Annotated in this window: 17 protein-coding genes; 6 read left to right on the forward strand and 11 right to left on the reverse strand. The window is 38.3% G+C overall.

Annotated elements, in window-relative coordinates; translation table 11 throughout:
• Positions 1 to 23 precede the first annotated feature (23 nt).
• Positions 24 to 506: a Cys-tRNA(Pro) deacylase gene (gene ybaK, locus B2V22_RS00670; protein ID WP_290489855.1), complete on the forward strand. Its 483-nt coding sequence runs from the start codon at positions 24 to 26 to the stop codon at positions 504 to 506.
• Between the two features lie 49 nt (positions 507 to 555).
• Here the strand turns inward: ybaK and B2V22_RS00675 are convergent, their stop codons facing one another.
• Entirely contained in the window at positions 556 to 948 is a 393-nt protein-coding gene (locus B2V22_RS00675; protein WP_290489856.1) for a YccF domain-containing protein, read from the reverse strand.
• Positions 949 to 1118: 170 nt separating this feature from the next.
• On the opposite strand from B2V22_RS00675, the gene B2V22_RS00680 reads away from it, so the two are divergent.
• The gene (locus tag B2V22_RS00680) at positions 1119 to 1928 is read left to right on the forward strand and encodes an HAD family hydrolase (RefSeq protein WP_290489857.1); all 810 of its coding nucleotides are present in this window, start codon (positions 1119 to 1121) and stop codon (positions 1926 to 1928) included.
• Positions 1929 to 2081: 153 nt separating this feature from the next.
• Here the strand turns inward: B2V22_RS00680 and B2V22_RS00685 are convergent, their stop codons facing one another.
• The 3 genes from B2V22_RS00685 to B2V22_RS00695 all read right to left on the reverse strand — a co-directional run bounded on the left by B2V22_RS00685 (position 2082) and on the right by B2V22_RS00695 (position 4743).
• Positions 2082 to 2858 (reverse strand): Cof-type HAD-IIB family hydrolase, encoded by a 777-nt coding sequence (locus tag B2V22_RS00685; protein ID WP_290489858.1) that lies wholly within the window; start codon positions 2856 to 2858, stop codon positions 2082 to 2084.
• 75 nt (positions 2859 to 2933) lie between these two features.
• Positions 2934 to 3887, reverse strand: coding sequence for a Gfo/Idh/MocA family protein (locus B2V22_RS00690; protein WP_290489859.1), 954 nt, complete (start codon positions 3885 to 3887; stop codon positions 2934 to 2936).
• On the reverse strand, positions 3880 to 4743 hold the full coding sequence (locus B2V22_RS00695; RefSeq protein WP_290489860.1) for a MurR/RpiR family transcriptional regulator: 864 nt from the start codon (positions 4741 to 4743) through the stop codon (positions 3880 to 3882). The genes B2V22_RS00690 and B2V22_RS00695 overlap by 8 nt, the downstream gene beginning before the upstream one ends.
• 214 nt (positions 4744 to 4957) lie before the next feature.
• Between B2V22_RS00695 and B2V22_RS00700 the strand changes: the two genes are divergently transcribed.
• On the forward strand, positions 4958 to 5971 hold the full coding sequence (locus tag B2V22_RS00700; RefSeq protein WP_290489861.1) for a Gfo/Idh/MocA family oxidoreductase: 1014 nt from the start codon (positions 4958 to 4960) through the stop codon (positions 5969 to 5971).
• Positions 5972 to 6000: 29 nt separating this feature from the next.
• The gene (locus tag B2V22_RS00705) at positions 6001 to 6975 is read left to right on the forward strand and encodes a Gfo/Idh/MocA family protein (protein ID WP_290489862.1); all 975 of its coding nucleotides are present in this window, start codon (positions 6001 to 6003) and stop codon (positions 6973 to 6975) included.
• A 69-nt stretch (positions 6976 to 7044) separates the two neighbouring features.
• Here the strand turns inward: B2V22_RS00705 and B2V22_RS00710 are convergent, their stop codons facing one another.
• The 5 genes from B2V22_RS00710 to B2V22_RS00730 all read right to left on the reverse strand — a co-directional run bounded on the left by B2V22_RS00710 (position 7045) and on the right by B2V22_RS00730 (position 12127).
• Positions 7045 to 7782, reverse strand: a complete 738-nt coding sequence (locus B2V22_RS00710) for a glycerophosphodiester phosphodiesterase family protein (RefSeq protein ID WP_290489863.1) — start codon at positions 7780 to 7782, stop codon at positions 7045 to 7047.
• Positions 7783 to 7798: 16 nt separating this feature from the next.
• On the reverse strand, positions 7799 to 8923 hold the full coding sequence (locus B2V22_RS00715; RefSeq protein WP_290489864.1) for an ABC transporter ATP-binding protein: 1125 nt from the start codon (positions 8921 to 8923) through the stop codon (positions 7799 to 7801).
• 12 nt (positions 8924 to 8935) lie between these two features.
• A complete protein-coding gene (locus B2V22_RS00720; RefSeq protein ID WP_290489865.1) occupies positions 8936 to 9823 on the reverse strand; it encodes a carbohydrate ABC transporter permease in 888 nt (295 codons plus the stop codon).
• On the reverse strand, positions 9823 to 10716 hold the full coding sequence (locus B2V22_RS00725) for a carbohydrate ABC transporter permease (protein WP_290489866.1): 894 nt from the start codon (positions 10714 to 10716) through the stop codon (positions 9823 to 9825). The genes B2V22_RS00720 and B2V22_RS00725 overlap by 1 nt, the downstream gene beginning before the upstream one ends.
• 64 nt (positions 10717 to 10780) lie before the next feature.
• Positions 10781 to 12127 (reverse strand): ABC transporter substrate-binding protein, encoded by a 1347-nt coding sequence (locus tag B2V22_RS00730; protein WP_290489867.1) that lies wholly within the window; start codon positions 12125 to 12127, stop codon positions 10781 to 10783.
• A gap of 442 nt (positions 12128 to 12569) precedes the next feature.
• Between B2V22_RS00730 and B2V22_RS00735 the strand changes: the two genes are divergently transcribed.
• Complete coding sequence (locus B2V22_RS00735; RefSeq protein ID WP_290489868.1) at positions 12570 to 13082, forward strand: GNAT family N-acetyltransferase; 513 nt, start codon at positions 12570 to 12572, stop codon at positions 13080 to 13082.
• A gap of 68 nt (positions 13083 to 13150) precedes the next feature.
• Here B2V22_RS00735 and B2V22_RS00740 read toward each other — a convergent pair whose 3' ends face one another.
• Both B2V22_RS00740 and B2V22_RS00745 read right to left on the reverse strand, forming a co-directional pair.
• On the reverse strand, positions 13151 to 13261 hold the full coding sequence (locus B2V22_RS00740; protein WP_290489869.1) for a phospho-sugar glycosidase domain-containing protein: 111 nt from the start codon (positions 13259 to 13261) through the stop codon (positions 13151 to 13153).
• Positions 13262 to 13266: 5 nt separating this feature from the next.
• The gene (locus B2V22_RS00745) at positions 13267 to 13422 is read right to left on the reverse strand and encodes a hypothetical protein (RefSeq protein WP_290489870.1); all 156 of its coding nucleotides are present in this window, start codon (positions 13420 to 13422) and stop codon (positions 13267 to 13269) included.
• A gap of 127 nt (positions 13423 to 13549) precedes the next feature.
• On the opposite strand from B2V22_RS00745, the gene B2V22_RS00750 reads away from it, so the two are divergent.
• Positions 13550 to 15559, forward strand: a complete 2010-nt coding sequence (locus tag B2V22_RS00750; RefSeq protein ID WP_290489871.1) for a KUP/HAK/KT family potassium transporter — start codon at positions 13550 to 13552, stop codon at positions 15557 to 15559.
• Positions 15560 to 15637: the final 78 nt, after the last annotated feature.

The following is a 15637-nucleotide window of genomic DNA, read 5'->3' on the forward strand; positions in this document are numbered from 1 at the left end:
CAGTTTAACGGTAGGGTTTCAATATGGCAAAAGCTAAAAAAACCAATGTAATCCGTAAATTAGACCAACAAAAAATTCCCTATACAGAAATGACTCTTCCTGAAGATTTCACACCACATTCCAGTGAAGAAGTTGCTGAAGTCCTTGGCATTAATCCAGACCAACAATTTAAAACACTAGTCACACATGGAAAATCGAAAAACCATTATGTCTTTCTAGTCCCAGTTAACCATGAGTTAGATCTAAAGCTGGCCGCTGCTGCCGTTGGCGAGAAGAATATTCATATGATTGCTCAGAAAGATCTTGAACCTTTAACTGGCTACATTCACGGTGGGTGTTCTCCAATTGGTATGAAAAAGGCCTTCCCAACCGTTATTGATGCCACCGCTAAAAATTATGAGACCATTATTTTTTCGGCCGGAAAACGCGGTTTCCTAGTTGAAGCACCCGTTAATGACTTGGGAAAAGTGATTGCCCAATTAGATTTTGCCGACATTCTAGCCTAAAAAAACTAGCCAAGAGAAAAATGGCTAGTTTTTTCCTATTTCTATTCTACTATTTTATATCCATGTAAAGTGTATTTGACGGCACAATCCGTGCACCAAATGGCACAAGCGATAGTAGGGCTAGTTTAAAGTGTTGTTTGGCAAATGGGATACCGATAATGGTAATAGCTAAAATAACCCCCGTAAATAGGTGCATGGCTGCTAATTCAAGACCACCAAAGATTAACCATAGAATATTCCATAGCAAGCTCCCAAAGCCACTTTCTTCACGGACAACGTCCTTGCCAAATGGCATTAAGGATAATTTGGCCATCTTGAAACATTGTAGGCCTACGGGGATACCAATAATCGTTAAACACCATATACAGCCGATAAAGAACCAAGAAATGGCAGAAATAATCCCACCAAAGATCATCCAAATTAAATTTCCTAAACAACCCATGGGCGTTCATCCTTTCATTTTCGTTTTTAATTGTTTATGGTTATAATATAGCATAGATGAGTTTACTAGCCATCCGTCTAACGATGTAATTTTTAAATTAAAAGTAATTGTAAGCGCTATATGATCGTCTACAAAAGCTCGCTAGTAAAAAATTCAATTGGAGGATTTACATGACAGACATCAAATTAATTGCCATTGATATGGATCACACCCTTTTAAATGACAAAGGACAGATCCCTGAAAACTTTACTGACCAGGTCCACGCCTTAAAAGAAAAAGGCATACAAGTGGCCGTCGCATCCGGACGACCACTTTATGCGCTGGTAGATATGTTCAGTCATATTGAAGATGATTTGATTTTCGTATCTGATAATGGTGCAGCCATTACCAAACAAGGAGAACAATTATTTAATTCAATCATCCAACCAGATGACTACCGCAAATTGATGGCCTTTACCCTTGAGCAAAATGAAGCAACTGGCATTCCTATCTTGTGTGCTCTAGACGCAGCCTATATTCCAAAAGCCCATGACCAGTATGATCAAGTCTACCGGACTTTCTATACCAATATTTACTATTACGACGACTTTGCATCAGTGGATGCTGTTGCTAACAAGTTTACAGTGTATACACCAAATAACGATGCTGTTGACCAATATGAGAACATTTACGGCCCGGCTTTAAACAAACAATTTTCTGCCACCACATCTGGTAAAGAGTGGATTGATATTATGAACAAAAATATCAATAAAGGCCAAGCCATGTATCAATTGAGCAAGTTACTTAATATTACCACTGACCAAATGATGGCTTTTGGTGATAACTATAACGATATTGAAATGTTGGCTGCGGTGAAATATTCATATGCTATGGAAAATGCCCATGACGATATTAAGGCACAAGCTAATTTTATTGCCCCTTCTAATAATGATCTAGGTGTTTCAGCAGTCATTCAAAACTTGTTAGATGGTAATTTATAAAAATAAAATAAAAACACAGAAAGTAGTTGAACCTCACTTGATCAACCATTTTCTGTGTTTTTCACTCTAGTATGTTCTTCCTTATTCACCTGAAAACATCTACAAAGTGACGTAAAGGTCTTTAAACATGCCAAAGATTGCTCTTTTCAAGTATTAATCAAACAAACCTAATTGTTCACAGGCTTTATAAATGCCGTCATTCCAAACTTCAGAGGTGATGATATCAGCGGTTTTCTTAACGTTATCAGTTCCATTACCCAAGGCAACTGAGGTGCCGACTTTGGCCAACATTTCAAGGTCGTTATCAGCGTCACCAAAGGCATAAGTTTGTGAAACATCCATATTCAAAATTTCTAATACCCGGTCAATCCCATTTGCTTTAGACACGTCAAACGGATAGATATCCAAATGAGATGGCCCCGTTTGAACGACTTTCAATTCAGTCAACCAGTCGCTCACAATCCGGATATTTTCAGTGGTCACGAGCATTTGAAGGACGTGTTCAGGATATTCACTATCATGCACAATCTTAAACGGTTCACCGTAATCTCTGGCACGAACGACATTTGGTAGTAAGTGAAGGCCTTTCTTGGTGTCAAAAAAACCTGGCACATCGCGGGAACGCATCTCGTCAATCGTTCGTTCAACTAATGCTTGGTCAATATAGTTTTGATAAACAAGATCATTTTCGATATGAACTGCCTGACCATTTGAAGTGATGAATGAATCAATCTTTAATAAGTCACCCAAATTCTGGGCCCGATTCTTCCAGCGACCTGTCGCAATAATTGGCAATACGCCATTAGCTTTTAACTTGTCAATGGCAAGGTAGGTTGACTCAGGAACCTGTTGTTCAATGGGTAAATGGTACTTGCTTGAGTCAAATAAGGTACCGTCAATATCAAAAAATGCCACTCGTTCAATCTTCATAGAAGAGCCTCCTGTAATTTTCTTCCTTTCATTATAGCAGATTCCGCTTTCAATTGATCTGAGTGATTACATTGACTAAAATATTTCTGCTTTCAATTGATCAATAATTGCTGCGAATTTCTTAGTATCTGCCATTGGCATCCGGTTACTTTCTAATCTATCAGCTTTTAGATTGGCGTGTACATGGGTAATTTCACCATAAAAATCATCGACAACATTTAAGATTTCATTGTTAGTGACCTTATCGCCTACAATGAAGTCAAATTTAGTTGGTCGGTGGAAGTCATAAATCACGATTTCCCCTTTCGACCCTTTAATCACTGCTTTTGCGTCTGTTAATCGGTCAAAACCTGACTCTAGCACAGCTTCCTTACCGTTCACGTCAAATACCGCATTCACATATACTTCTACTTCTACTTGACTTTCATGTAAATGGTAATCCAAGTGTTTCAAGATAAATTCACCTGGCAAGAAATCTTCTAGTAAGGCCACGTTATAGACACCCATATCTAATAAACAACCACCTTGACCTGGTTCAAAATGGTAAGAAGCATCGGCTTCATCAAACTTTCGGCATAAAGAAGTGGTTATTGCTTTAATCTCACCGATTTCACCTTGTGCAACCAATTCTTTCACCGCTTGATAAGTCGGTGTAAAGCGACTCTTCATGGCTTCCATAAAGAAAACCGGTTTCGCATCTAAAGCTGCTTCAATTTCTGAAACTTCAGATTGGTTGATAGTCGCTGGTTTTTCACAAAGAATGGCTTTCCCTGCATCAATAGCTTGCAAGACCCATTCCAAATGGTATTTATGCGGTAAGGCAATGTAGACTGCATCCACTTGATCGTCGTCCAATAATTCCTGGTAAGACCCATAAGCTTTTTCACATGGATGGTTAGCTTTAAAAGCTTCAGCCTTTTCAATCGTCCGGTTGGCAACTGCGTATAATTCACCGTCAGTTACCTTCTCTAGACTATCCGCAAAACGGTTGGCGATATTTCCTGCGCCGATAATTCCCCACTTAATCATCTAATGCTCCTCTCTGGATTCGCGTAAACTTCTTGGCAATTTGTTCGTTATTTTTTTTGTAATTGGTCATAAAAATCATGGCATATAAAACGTTGAAAATATATTCAATGGCAATTTGCGAAGAGAAAGTCCCTATTTTCAAGGAGTCTGACCGCTCCAAATCAACAGTTGTCAGCCAATGGTCGGTCATCCCTGCTAAAACTTTAGCGTTTAGGGACGAAATCAAAATAGTTGACACACTTTCAGCTTTCAAAATCTCAATAAAATGTTGGTACTTGACCGAATCTGCCCGGTAAGAGGTAAAAATGGCACAGTCTGTCCTTGTAATATTGGACGCCACCCAAGCCTCATCCGCGTATTCTTCCGCAATCACAATGAAAATCCCTAATTTAGCCAGCTTATTCTGAAAAGACCGGGCTGAAATTTGCGTGTCGCCTTTGGCAAAAATAAATATCCGTTTGGCATCTAGCATAGTTTTCACACAGGCTTCAAAAGTCTGTTCATCCAAATTGACTTGCATAGCTTCAATCGTCTGCTTGGTCAAACTAGCCATTTTGTTGGCAATATCACTAGTCGAATCTTCCGGTACGAAGGGAAAATTGGCATCCACTGCCCCTTCTTTGAACCGATACTGCTGGGCATAGGCAATTAAAGCCACCCGAAAATCCCTGAAACCTTCAAAACCTAACTTTTGGGTAAAACGGACAATCGCTGAATGCGAGGTATAAGTTTTGGTCGCCAAGTCCCTTAAATTGAACTGGCTGGTCGCTAAAGGATTGCTCAAAATATAAGCCGCTATCCGTTTTTCATTGGGGGTAAATTCTTGATCATTTTTAAGTGCTTGCACTAAATTCATTTTCTCACCTTTTCCTGAAAGGGTTTCCTACTCTTAGCATTGTACGCTATCTGCCTGAAAATTGGTATGGAAGATGTCTTTTTGGTCAAAATGTTCAAAAGACCCCATCAATTTGACCCCTTATTGGCAGTTACTACCAGAATAATCAAATCGCTATCATTTTCCCATCAATACCGCTATATTTAAGATAAATACATTTATGGAGGTTATGTTCATGTTAAATATTGCTTATATCGGAAACGGTAAATCCACCAACCGCTACCACCTACCCTTTTCTAGCCGCCTACCGGAAATTGCCAACATTCAAACGATTTACTCACGGTCTGGGAAAAGTGCTTGGCCAGCCCTTGAAGGCGTCCATTACACGAGTAACCTAAATGATATCTACAAAGATGAAGCTATCAACCTGGTTGTCATTACAACACCTAACGCCAGCCACTATAATTTAGCCAAACAAACCCTTGAAGCCGGTAAGAATGTCCTGGTGGAAAAACCATTTGCGGAAACCCGAGACCAAGCCCAAGAATTATTCGACTTAGCCAAAGAAAAAGGACTTTTCATCCAGTGCTACCAAAACCGCCGCTACGATTCTGACTTCCTAACAACACAAAAAGTCATCGAATCAGGTGTTCTTGGCGACTTGATTGATGTAGAAATCCACTACGACCGCTATAATCCTGAATTTTCAGAAAATTCAACTTACACTTTAATCGATTCCTATACTTACGGCCTGGGTTCTCATTCCCTTGACCAAGCCATTTCTTACTTTGGTATGCCTGACGACGTCCACTTCGACACCCGTCAAATTCTTGGTGCCGGTAAATTGAATGATTACTTCGACTTTGATTTAAACTACGGCAATTTAAAAGTGGCTGTTGCGGGATCATTAATGCGGTTTGAAGCCAGACCATCTTTTGCCATTTACGGGAAAAGAGGTGTCTTCATCAAGCAAACAAAAGACCGTCAAGAAGACCACTTAAAATTAAACTATACCCCAGACCAACCTGGTTTTGGACAAGACTTGCCTGAACACTACGGTACTTTAACCTACCTTGACGACAATGGTGTCTATCACAAGGAAGCGGTTGTTTCTGAATTTGGGGACTACCGTCAAGTTTACCGTGATATTTATGAATCGATTATTAATGGCAAAGAGAAAGTCGTTAAAGACGAGGAAACATTGTTAGTGATGCAAATTATGGAAGACGGACAAGTCGACTTACATTAATTTTGACCCACTAAAGAAAGGAAACGATTATGAAATTAGGAATATTAGGTGCTGGTAAGATTGTCGTGGATTTCCTATCAATGGTCCACGATATCCCAGCTATAGAATTGGTTGCCCTTTTGTCATCTGAAAGATCATTGGTTAAAAACCAAGCAATGGCGGACGAACACGGGATCAATCAGGTGTTTACGGACGTGGCAGACTTACTGGCCAGCGATATCGATACCATCTACGTGGCCTTGCCCAACCATCTACATTATACCTTTGCCAAAAAGGCATTATTGGCCAATAAACATGTGATATGCGAGAAACCATTCACCTTAAACTTGGCGGAGCTAGAGGAACTGGAAACCATCGCTTTGGAAAAAGATTTGGTATTAGTAGAAGCAATTACCAACCAACACTTCCAAAACTTCAAAGCACTGAAAGCAGACTTGGCTAAACTGGGGACCGTCAAAATTGTTGAAGCCAACTACTCACAATACTCAAGCCGGTATGATGCTTTTATGGATGGTGAAATTTTACCAGTCTTTGATCCCAAAAAAGCTGGTGGTGCCTTAATGGACATCAATATTTATAACGTCCATTTACTCGTCGGCTTATTTGGCGCACCAAAATCAGCGACATATTATGCCAATGTAGATCGGGGAATCGATACATCAGGCATGTTGATCATGGATTTTGAAGATTTTAAAGCGGTCTGCATCGGGTCAAAAGATACCGACGCCCCAATTAAATCAACCATTCAAGGTCGAAACGGTGCCTTAATTATCGATGGCCCAACCAATTCATTGGCTTCTTATGATTTGGCCTTGCGCAAAAAGTCTTCACAGACAACCGACAAACGAATTCATAGCCACCGCATGTATGAAGAATTTGTTGAATTTGAAGACATCATCCGTACTCACGATATGGACCGGGTTAAAGCAAACCTAGCCCACTCTAAGGCGGTTATGGCAGTCATTGACCAAGCCCTTGATTCAGCAGATCTACAACTAGGATAATAACCACTAAAGTATACGACAAAAGCCTATGGCATCCACGATTGGGACCATAGGCTTTTCCTTTGTAAATTATTTTGATGCGTTTAAAGTCTCTAGTCCTAAGGCCACATCATCGGTAATGATATTGGTTACTTTAGCATTAATTAGTTTTTCCATATCTTCAGCTCGGTTTACAGTATAAGTGTTAATCCCGATTTTATTGGCAGCAAGATTGTCAAAATCTTCTGACTCTAAAGTCATGAAGAATGGGTGGTAGAATTCATGACCGTGACTAGCCATATAATCACCAGGATTCAAAATACCACTAATGGTTAAAAGTCCTGTTTTCAAATCTGGATTAACCTTTTTGGCATTGTTCATCGTGTGATGTTGGAAGGATGATAAGACTACTCGGTCATTTAGGTCGAAACTTTGAATTAAATCATTCACCTTTTCAACCAGACCATCATAGCGAAAAATATTGGTTTTTAATTCAATATTGACCATGATATCTAAGGGTTTAAACCACTCAAAAAATTCACCTAATGTTGGCAATTGAATGTCTTCATTTTCTTCAACTTGACCTTGGAATTTGCCGTAAAAATAGAAGGTTTTTAATTCAGCCAACGTCATATCTTTAATAAAACCTGTGCCATTTGAGGTCCGGTCAATCATTTCATCGTGACAGATCACAACATGACCATCACTGGTTAGTTGTACGTCTAGCTCAATTCCTGTGATATCAAATTTCGCCGCTTCTTTAAAAGCGAGCATGGTATTTTCAGGAAATAGCTTTGAATAGCCTCGGTGGGCGATGATGCCAGTCATTAAATAGTTACACTCCTTAATCTTCGTGGTAACGACGGTTTAAAATTGAATTACCTGTTGTTTTATCAAATAAGTATGCCTTATTTATATCAATTTGTAAATAGACATCAGCATGTGTTGGTACTCTTCGCGCTGGACTTAATCGTGCGGTCATATCAAGTTCTGATGAATGGAAATCAAAGTAGACATAAGTATCTGCACCGACTTGTTCAACATTTTTTGTTTGCACTAAAATCGTTTGCTTGTCAAAACGGTCATTCTTATATTCAAAGTGCTCTGGGCGTAAACCAATTTGAATTTCTTGACCAGTTGCTTCTACTAAAATGTTATCCTGCATCTCTTGAGGTAACGGAAAAATTTCTTCGCTTGATTCAATTGCCGTACCATTTTCCGTTTTCACTAAACGACCGTCAATCAGATTCATTTGTGGACTGCCAATGAATTCCGCAACAAAACGGTTCACTGGGTTATTATATAAGTTTTCTGGTGTATCAAATTGTTCAACGCAACCAGCATTTAACACGGCAATACGCGTCCCCATTGTCATTGCTTCTGTTTGGTCATGTGTGACGTAAATGAAGGTAGTTTGTAATTGACGATGCAATTCAACGATTTCAGAACGCATCGATACACGTAATTTCGCATCCAAGTTTGATAATGGTTCATCCAATAAGAAGACTTTTGGATTACGTACCATCGCACGACCTAAAGCCACACGCTGACGTTGTCCACCAGATAAGGCACCTGGCTTCTTGTCTAAGTATTCTGTTAGTTGTAGTGGTTTCGCTACGTCTTCAACTTTTGCATAACGTTCTTTTTTAGAAATACCTTCCATTTTCATGGCGAAGGCAATATTATCACGAACATTCATATGCGGGTATAAGGCATATGATTGGAAAACCATTGCGATGTCACGGTCTTTTGCAGGTGTGTTGTTGACAACCTCATCACCAATACGTAATTCCCCTTCAGAAATAGTTTCTAATCCTGCGATCATACGCAAGGTTGTCGATTTGCCACAACCAGATGGTCCTACAAATACGATAAACTCTTTGTCTTCGATGTCTAAATCGATATTATGGATAGCTTTAAATCCATCTTTATAAATTTTGCCAACTTTGTTTAATTGAACTTTTGCCATTTTAACCTCCTATTAACCTTTCACTGCCCCTGCAGTTAAACCTTTAACCATGTTCTTGGATCCGATAACGAAGATGGCTAGACTAGGTATCATTGAAACAATAACACCCGCTACCATTAAAACTAATGATTGCGAGTCTACACTATTCAACATTGAAATCCCGATTTGAACAGTTCGCGCATTATCATTATTCGTTACTAATAACGGCCACATGTACATGTTCCAACCAGCAAGGAATGACTGAACAGCCATTGAACCTAGCGTCGGTCTTAGTAGTGGGAACATAATTTCAAAAACGAAACGTAAATCTTTGCAGCCGTCCATTTTAGCTGCTTCATAAATTTCATAAGGGAAGTTTTGTAGCGCCTGTGTACATAAAAAGATGTTAAATGCTGAAGCCATAAAAGGTAGAATCAACACAATAATTGAATCATTTAAGCCCCATCCAGATACCATCAAGAATTGAGAGATAATCACCGCTTCACCCGGAACCATCATGGTAGAAAGGATTAAGGCATACACTAATTTACTGCCTTTAAAGTTTACAAATCTAAAAGCAAAACCGGCTAATAAAGATGTCAGAATCTGTAATAAGGTAACAGATGTTGCTACAATAATTGAGTTAATAATATAGCGACCTAATGGTGCAATATCAAAAACTTGAACAAAGTTTGTTAACGTTGGGTTTTGCGGGAATAGCATTGAATTTGGATCATATAATTCAGCTGATGGTTTCACAGCCATTAATACGGCATAAATTAAAGGAAACATCATAAAAAGCCACATGATCACGTTAAGGACAATTATGCCTACCCGTTGAACGCTTTGCTTCATCAAATATTTCTGATCTTGTTTATTACGGTTAGTAACTGCTGTTGAAATTGCATGCGTGCTGGCCATTATTTATTACCCCTTCCTCGAATGATGAACATCATAATGGTTAACACCATAATGATGACGAATAAAACAACTGATTCTGCTGAGGCAAAACCATACCGGTAGTTCATAAAGGCATTCTTGTAAATATCATAAACAATGACGTTTGTTGCTTCACCTGGACCACCTTTAGTCAAGATATTGATTTGACCAAAACCTTGGAAGGCATTAATTACGTTGGTTACAATAACAAAGAAGAACGTAGGGCCTAATGAAGGAATGGTAACATTGATAAATTTTTGAAAACCGTTGGCCCCATCAATTGAGGCACTTTCATATAAAGCATCATCAATACTCGCTAATCCAGAAGAGAAATATAAAAAGTTCATCCCCGAATTCAACCAGCCAGTTAAAATCCCTACAACTATCAGAGACCATGTTGGATGCGTTAAAAGGTTCTGATTAGTGCCGATTAACTTGTTTACAATCCCTACTGTCGGGTTTAACATGACTTGGAAAATCATGGCCATACCTGCAGATGCAATAGCCATTGGCATCGCATAAGAGGTAGAGAAAAATCTAATCCCAGGGAATGACCGTTGACATAGCATAGCCGCTATTAGTCCAACTGTCACACCAAAAAGTACAACAATCAAAACAAACTGGAATGATACCATCATTGCATTCCAGAATGATTTACTGGTAAATAATTCTGCATAGTTTCTCAATCCAAGAAACTGGGACATTTGACCGAAAGAATCGGTGAGATATAGCGAACGGAAAATCGTTTGGATAAAAGGCCAAAACATAAATACTGTTAAAACTAACAAAGCTGGTAACAAGTACATATAAGGTTGGATTCGTTCACCCAGGGTCTTCTTTGCTTTAATGATGACAATTTCATCTGTACGTTCCAAAATTGTGCTCCTTTCAAAATTTAAAACAGCCGGAAAAAGATTCCGGCTGTACAAAGTCTAAATCTTATTGATTCGTCGCATTGTAGTTCTCAAGTGCTGCATTTGTTTGATCAGCCATATTTTGAACTGCCTCTTCTGCAGTGATTTCATCATTTAAAAGACGTTCTAATTCTGCTTCGAAGTACATACGCGCTTCTTGGTTTACACCAGATAAAGCACCTTGATCTTCAGCTGTTGCATCATGTAATTGGTCGATCGCTGTTTGGAATTGAGGGAAATCTGCTAAGTTATCTTTGAATACTTGTTCGTCATGGGCATTTTTGTTTACAGGGAAGTAACCTGTGTCTGCATTCCATTGCGCTTGAACTTCTGGTGTTACGAGGTATTCCATGAAGTCCCAAGTAGCATCTTTCTTAGCTTCATCTTCAGATTCGATCATCCATAGTGACGCACCACCGATTGAAACCCCACCTTCATCTTCCGCAGATAATGCTGGGAAGTAAGCAGTACCTACTTCGAATCGGCCGTCAACTTCTGTTAAGATTTGACGTAATGTTGCTGTTGAAGCTAAAGTGATTGCAGATTGACCTGAAACGAACTCAGCTTGTCCACCTGTACGTCCTACGTTAGGTGCTACACCTTCGTCTTGTGCTTTTTTCCAAGTTTCTAAGGCACGTAACATGCTACCATTTTGGTCGAATACAGCTTCTGTTGGTGCAGCTTCACGGCCGTTACCATTGTTGTACATATCTTCTTCAGTTTTGTTGATAAATTGCTCGATGTACCAACCATAGATAGTTAATGACATTGGCATTTCAATGCCTGCTTTAGTTAATTGTGGTGAAATTTCAATTATTTCTTCAAATGTAGTTGGTACTTCCTCGATCCCTGCTTGTTCAAATAGGTCTGCGTTGTAGTACATTAACGGTGTAGAAGAGTTGAATGGCATAGAATATAAAGTATTACCTTTTGTATAGTAAGCTAATAAGTTTTCTTCTAAGTCAGCTAACTCGAATCCAGATTCGTCAACGTAATCTTGAACAGGAACTGTCAAACCTGAGTCGATCATGAATGTCATCCCTTGTTCAAATACTTGAACCAAGTCGGCACCAACATCAGAACCAGATGCAGATGAACGTAATTTAGTTAATGTTTCATCATACGTTCCTTGGTATTGTGCGTTTACAAAAACTTCGTCTTGTGACTCGTTGTATTGATCAACAATTTTTTGTAACGCTTCACCAGTAGATCCACCCATACCATGCCAAAATACTAATTCAGTTTCGCCTTCCGTAGCACCAGTAGACGCATTAGATGATTCAGAACCTGCACTAGCATTTCCACATGCAGCTAATAACGCAGCTGATAATAACCCTACACCAAAGCGCATCACATTCTTGTTAAATTTCATTGTCCTTATTTCCTCCCGAAAAATTGATCTCAAATTTTTAACTCCGCTATTTATCTTAAACTACCAATATTAACTTCCAATCAACTTTCAGTATTAGTTTTGAAAATAATCAGTAAAGTCTTTAATTCGAATTATTTACACTTAATTGATTTTATTTAACATATAAAAACGAATAAATCCCTATCACATCAAGCACGTCACTGTATTCAAGGGTTGCTGATTCCCAAATCTAGATGTGATTTTTGTAAATATTAAGTGAATTATTTACAATTACCCGGTATTAACATCCCGTATTCCTTTATTATGGATATTTCGATTAGAATATTCATAGCTATTCCCAGTTAATCTCTATTTTCCATTTCGTTCTATATATAAGATTTAAGTTTTCTAGACTTTTAGGTTATGATAAAGGGAATTCATTTTGTAAGGAGGATGGTCATTTATGACACAATTACATCAATGTAGTGTGGCCGATGTGGATGAGCTAAGAGCTGTCTCTATCGAAACCTATACGGATACTTTTGGAGAATTTAATTCAGATGAAAATATGCGGATTTACTTGGAGGATGCCTACAACCGCGATAAGTTGCTAGCTGAATTAGCAGAAACTAACAGTCAGTTCTACTTTTTGAAGGAAAATAATGAAACAGTTGGCTACTTGAAACTCAATGTTGGGGATGCCCAGACTGAATACATAGGTAACAACTTACTTGAGGTTGAACGGATTTATGTGCGGACAGCCTTTCTACGTAATGGTTACGGAACCAAACTAATTCAAACGGCTGAAGAAATCGCACGTGAACTTGGTGTAAACGGTATGTGGCTTGGCGTTTGGGAACATAACCAACGTGCCCTAAATTTCTATAGCAAAATGGGCTTCCGTCACATAAGCCAACATTCTTTCTTCATGGCTGACGATGAACAAATTGATTTAATATACTATAAAGACCTATGAAATAAATGACCTAGAAGAAATAGAAAATCCCTGGACATGAATCCAGGGATTTTTGCTTACTATTCTGTTTACGCTACCTCTTGCAATCTAAATTTCTGCCAAGATTTGATTTCATCGAGAATGAAGATTTCTTCCTCACGAATGCGTCCAACCACATTACTTTTACCATAATTTTCCATGTCTTTCAGCGCAATTTGTAGTTCACCAGCGTAATGGCCGTTTCACTACTTTCGATAATAATGTCCCCTCGATTAAAGTGCAGGGTATCGAATAAGATTCCTCTTTCGCTTGCTGGCAAGTCAGCGACTGGTTCAAAATCAAAATAGTTTATTTTAACCATATCTAAAGCACAATGATTTTTTTATCATTAGTAAAAGCAAAAAATCGCTTAAATCTATTGACTTTTATAGTGAAACGTTCATAATTTGGTAATCTTGAAAAAATTTTGAATATTATTGGAGAGTATAATGACAAGTAAAAATAGTATAAACAATAAACTTTCTTTTGCGGGATTGTTGATTGCAATGGGCGTTGTATATGGAGATATAGGAACTAGTCCTTTATATGTAATGAAAGCAATTATAAATGATAATGGTGGATTAACGAATATTAGTCCTGACTTTGTTATCGGTTCTGTTTCATTAATTTTTTGGACTATTACCCTACTAACCTCAATCAAATACGTCTTAATAGCGTTAAAAGCAGATAATAAAGGAGAAGGTGGTATTTTTGCCTTATATACTTTAGTACGAAAAAGAGCCCGCTATCTTATCATCCCAGCGATGATTGGTGGGGCTGCACTTTTAGCTGACGGCGTCCTTACGCCCGCTGTGACCGTAACAACTGCCATTGAAGGCTTGCGTGGTGTGCCGGCATTTTATAATCATTTTGGTGAAAGTCAACAAATTGTAATTGCCATCACCTTGACTATCATACTCCTACTTTTTGGGATTCAACGATTTGGTACTGATGTAGTAGGCCGAGCATTTGGGCCAATTATGTTTGCGTGGTTCACCTTTTTAGGTATTGTTGGATTATTAAACTTTATAGGCGATTGGACAGTTATTAGAGCTTTGAATCCTTACTATGCTTTTAAAATTTTATTTAGTCCAGATAATAAAAATGGTATTTTTATCTTAGGTAGTGTCTTTTTAGCAACTACTGGTGCTGAAGCTTTGTATTCCGATTTAGGCCATGCTCGATTAGCAAATATTCGTGCTAGTTGGCCATATATTAAAAGCTGTTTAACCTTGAATTACCTTGGTCAAGCAGCTTGGTTGTTGAAGGTTAGAAATAACCCGGACTACCAAGAAATTGAAGACTTAAATCCCTTTTTCGCAATGCTTCCAGAAGGTTGGCTAATATTTGGCGTAATATTTGCTACGGTTGCGGCTGTTATCGCCTCTCAAGCGTTGATTTCAGGCTCATTTTCTTTAGTTTCTGAAGCAATTAAGTTAAAACTATTACCGAGACTGAAAATATTATATCCAGGCTCTTCTATTGGTCAAATGTATATTCCAACAATTAATTTACTGCTATGGATTTTTACATCTTGTGTAGTAATCGCCTTTCAAACATCTGCGCGTATGGAAGCTGCGTATGGTCTGTCTATAACAATTACCATGCTAATGACAACTATCTTATTACATGCATATCTGATGCAGATTGGTCAACCTAAACTAGTCTCACATACCCTTACCTTATTCTTTGCGTTAATTGAAGGGATTTTCTTTATTTCGAGTATCACTAAATTCTTTCATGGTGGATATGTTGCTGTGATGATTGCTGCCATTATTTTATTCATCATGGTGATATGGCAATGGGGCAACCAAATTGAAGCCAAGACAGAAGATCTTATTGATATAGATGATTATTTAGACCAAATTGGTGAATTACGAAAAGATCCCTCATTGCCTTTAAATCAAACAAATGTCGTTTTCTTAGTTGCGCATATGAATGACTCTATTATCGGGCGTCAATATATCTATTCGATCCTTGATAAACGGCCTAAAAAGGCAAGAGTTTATTGGTTTGTAAATGTTGTTGTAACTGACGAACCTTATACAAAAGCCTATGAGGTTGACATGATGGATACGGACTATGTCGTTAAAGTGAAATTACATCTTGGATTCAAAGTCACTCAAGAGATTAATGTTTATATTCGCCAAATCATCCATGACTTAATGACAAGTGGCCGATTGCCAAAACAACCACAGAAATATACCATTACACCCGGTCGAGAAGTCGGTGACTTCCAATTCGTTATTATTCATGAGAAGCTTTCTCAGACTTCTGAACTAACATCTATTGAGCGTCAAGTTATGCAACTCAAATTATTTATTAAAGAACACGTTCAACCAACTGCTTCAGCCTTTGGCTTGGATTATTCAGAAGTATTAAACGAATATGTGCCTTTAGTTATTGGAAATGAGAGAAAAATAACACTAACTGAAATTACTAATAACAATGTACAATAGTAGGAGCTAGTTATATTGATTAATAACTATAAAATGGAACTCTATAATGTGTCCCAGAAGTCAGGCTAATTTTAAGAG

This window comes from Aerococcus sp. UBA6277, from assembly GCF_002440555.1.
Taxonomy (GTDB): domain Bacteria; phylum Bacillota; class Bacilli; order Lactobacillales; family Aerococcaceae; genus Aerococcus.

Bases quoted from the DNA above. Each gene is read 5' to 3' on its own strand.
- ybaK (WP_290489855.1), top strand. From the start codon at position 24: ATGGCAAAAGCTAAAAAAACCAATGTAATCCGTAAATTAGACCAACAA.
- B2V22_RS00675 (WP_290489856.1), bottom strand. From the start codon at position 948: ATGGGTTGTTTAGGAAATTTAATTTGGATGATCTTTGGTGGGATTATT.
- B2V22_RS00680 (WP_290489857.1), top strand. From the start codon at position 1,119: ATGACAGACATCAAATTAATTGCCATTGATATGGATCACACCCTTTTA.
- B2V22_RS00685 (WP_290489858.1), bottom strand. From the start codon at position 2,858: ATGAAGATTGAACGAGTGGCATTTTTTGATATTGACGGTACCTTATTT.
- B2V22_RS00690 (WP_290489859.1), bottom strand. From the start codon at position 3,887: ATGATTAAGTGGGGAATTATCGGCGCAGGAAATATCGCCAACCGTTTT.
- B2V22_RS00695 (WP_290489860.1), bottom strand. From the start codon at position 4,743: ATGAATTTAGTGCAAGCACTTAAAAATGATCAAGAATTTACCCCCAAT.
- B2V22_RS00700 (WP_290489861.1), top strand. From the start codon at position 4,958: ATGTTAAATATTGCTTATATCGGAAACGGTAAATCCACCAACCGCTAC.
- B2V22_RS00705 (WP_290489862.1), top strand. From the start codon at position 6,001: ATGAAATTAGGAATATTAGGTGCTGGTAAGATTGTCGTGGATTTCCTA.
- B2V22_RS00710 (WP_290489863.1), bottom strand. From the start codon at position 7,782: ATGACTGGCATCATCGCCCACCGAGGCTATTCAAAGCTATTTCCTGAA.
- B2V22_RS00715 (WP_290489864.1), bottom strand. From the start codon at position 8,923: ATGGCAAAAGTTCAATTAAACAAAGTTGGCAAAATTTATAAAGATGGA.
- B2V22_RS00720 (WP_290489865.1), bottom strand. From the start codon at position 9,823: ATGGCCAGCACGCATGCAATTTCAACAGCAGTTACTAACCGTAATAAA.
- B2V22_RS00730 (WP_290489867.1), bottom strand. From the start codon at position 12,127: ATGAAATTTAACAAGAATGTGATGCGCTTTGGTGTAGGGTTATTATCA.
- B2V22_RS00735 (WP_290489868.1), top strand. From the start codon at position 12,570: ATGACACAATTACATCAATGTAGTGTGGCCGATGTGGATGAGCTAAGA.
- B2V22_RS00740 (WP_290489869.1), bottom strand. From the start codon at position 13,261: ATGGAAAATTATGGTAAAAGTAATGTGGTTGGACGCATTCGTGAGGAA.
- B2V22_RS00745 (WP_290489870.1), bottom strand. From the start codon at position 13,422: ATGGTTAAAATAAACTATTTTGATTTTGAACCAGTCGCTGACTTGCCA.
- B2V22_RS00750 (WP_290489871.1), top strand. From the start codon at position 13,550: ATGACAAGTAAAAATAGTATAAACAATAAACTTTCTTTTGCGGGATTG.